This window comes from Streptomyces sp. NPDC050388 (genome assembly GCF_040655635.1).
GTDB lineage: Bacteria > Actinomycetota > Actinomycetes > Streptomycetales > Streptomycetaceae > Streptomyces.
Map to the genome: position 1 here is coordinate 1 of NZ_JBFAKH010000237.1, position 2,389 is coordinate 2,389.

At 70.4% G+C, this 2,389-nt stretch carries 2 protein-coding genes; both read right to left on the reverse strand.

All coding sequences use genetic code 11. From position 1 onward, the window contains the following. Window positions 1-266: 266 nt before the first annotated feature. Window positions 267-1,859: a S8 family serine peptidase gene (locus tag AB0I73_RS41035; RefSeq protein ID WP_363045475.1), complete on the reverse strand. Its 1,593-nt coding sequence runs from the start codon at window positions 1,857-1,859 to the stop codon at window positions 267-269. Window positions 1,860-2,188: 329 nt separating this feature from the next. Then, on the reverse strand, window positions 2,189-2,389 hold a 201-nt coding region (locus AB0I73_RS41040; protein WP_363045476.1), incomplete at its 5' end, for a hypothetical protein.

The following is a 2,389-nucleotide window of genomic DNA, read 5'->3' on the forward strand; positions in this document are numbered from 1 at the left end:
CGTCTCCGACGATGCCCATCGGGGGTCTTCGTTCGGGGAATCGGAGGAGGCGCAGCGGGGCCGCGCCTCGTGAAGCCCGCTCCGTAGAAGGTGACACCGGCTGCCCCTGTCGCCACTGCCGGCACCCAACCCCTGCCACCACGGCCCTGACCAGCGAATGTCTCCGTGGCCGCACGGTGTGCGGCCACGGAGACACCGTCAGGTGGTGTCCGGGTACCGGCCCGGTCCGGCACGGCATGGCCGGGTCCGATCGGCTCCGGGGCGGATCAGAACTGCAGCGCCCAGGAGTCGATGTATCCGATGTCGCTGGCGTAGGCGTCGGTGACCCGGAGTTTCCAGGTGCCCATCGCCTTCTCGGAGGAGGCGTCGACCGGGAACGTGCCGATCACGTTGTCGGCGCTGCCGCCGGTGCCGGTGTCCTTCAGCCGGTAGGCGGTCCCGTCGGGTGCGATCAGCTCCACCTGCAGGTCACCGCTCCAGGTGTGCTTGATGTCCACCTCCACGTGGAGGTTGGCGGGGGCGTTGTGGGGAACGCCGGTCACCCTGATCGGCGACTCGGCGACCGACCGATCCGGGATTCCGTAGTCGGTGGTGTTCTCGAACCGCTTGCCGCTCGGCGCCGGCGCGGGCTCCGGAGCGCCTCCGCCGTCCTCGCCGACGTTGAGCAGCAGGTTCGGTGAGCCGGGGCCGGGGTCGGTGACGGCAGCGTAGGTTGCCTTGCCCGCCAGCGCGGAGGCGACCTGCTCCGGGGTGGCGGTGGGGTCGTCCGCCAGGTGCAGCGCGGCGGCGCCGGCGACGTGCGGCGCGGCCATCGAGGTACCGGAGATGGTGTTGGTGGCGCTGTCCGAGGTGTGCCAGGCCGAGGTGATGGAGGAGCCCGGGGCGAAGACGTCCAGCACCGAACCGTAGTTGGAGAAGGAGGACCGGGCGTCGGTGTTGGTGGTGGAGCCGACGGTCAGCGCCTCGGTGACACGGGCCGGCGAGGCGCTGGAGGCATCCGTGTTGGAGTTGCCCGCAGCCACCGCGTAGGTGACGCCGGAGGCGATGGAGGTGCGCACGGCGGTGTCCAGGGCGATGTTGGCGCCGCCGCCCAGGCTCATGTTGGCCACCGACGGGCCGGAGGCGTGGGCCGTCACCCAGTCGACACCGGCGATGACGCCGGCGGTGGTGCCCGAACCGGAGTTGTCCAGCACCCGCACGGCGACGATGTCGGCGTTCTTGGCGACGCCGTGGGACGCGCCGGCGATGGTGCCGGCCACGTGGGTGCCGTGGCCGTTGCCGTCGTCGGCGATGGTGTCGTCGTCGACCGCGTCGTAGCCGTGCCGGGCGCGTCCTGCGAAGTCGCTGTGGCTGATGCGCACACCGGTGTCGATGACGTAGGCGGTGACGCCCTCACCGGCGGAGTCCGGGTAGGTGTAGGAGCTGTTCAGCGGGAGGGGCGCCTGGTCGATGCGGTCCAGGCCCCACGATGGCGGGGCGGGCTGGGTGCCGGTCGCCTGGACCGTCTGGTCCTGGACGACGAACTTCACCGCGGGGTCGGCGGCGAGCCGCTCCGCCTCCTTTTGCTCCATGGAGATGGCGTAGCCGTTCAGAGCGGCCGTGTAGGTGTGGGTGATCTCGCCGTCGAACTTCGCGGCCAGCGCCTTGCCCTGCCGGGACGCGGCGTTGAAACCGGCCGCTTCCTTGAGGACGACGATGTAGCTGCCGTCGACGGCGCCGGGGCCGTCCGCGTTCAGGACCACGCCTTCGGCCGGTGCCGCGGCCGCCGGGAGTGTTGCCACCGCGCCGAGTGCCACGGCCGTGAGTATGGCCGTGCCGACACCGGCGAGTCTGTGACGGGTCATGCGTCTGTCTGCCATCCGAGGGGTCCTCCTCTTACGGGTACACGGGTGCACGGCGGGTACCGATGCCGACCGGGGTGACCGGTCGGACCGGAGGACGGGGTCGCCCTGGCACGGGCAGCGCGAACACGCCGGATCATTTATTCATGCGCATGACAAATGAAGCCTCCTCGCCGCCGCCTGCCGCACCGAACCGCCGTGACACAGCATCACCACTCGATGGCACTTACACAAGAACGCCTCCGACGAAGCGCAAGGACCGCATCGCCCCCACAACCCCATCACGCATCACAAGAACCGGCGGCGGCACGCACCAGCACCACCGAATCCCGCCGACCGGTGCCGGGTCACCGGCCGGAGGAGGCCGGCCAGGCCGCCCACACGCCACCCGGCCCTGCCACCACGGCCCTGACCAGCGGCAACACACCCCGCGCCATACCGACCGGCAACCAACCGACCCGCACCATCACCAAAAACGTCAGCCCCAAATCAGCATCCGTGTCACCACCCGAAACCCCCACCACACCACGCTGAAGAGCAGAAACCCG

What these genes read in the sequence shown, in the direction of transcription:
- AB0I73_RS41035 (WP_363045475.1), bottom strand. Translation starts at nt 1,859, where the DNA reads ATGGCAGACAGACGCATGACCCGTCACAGACTCGCCGGTGTCGGCACG.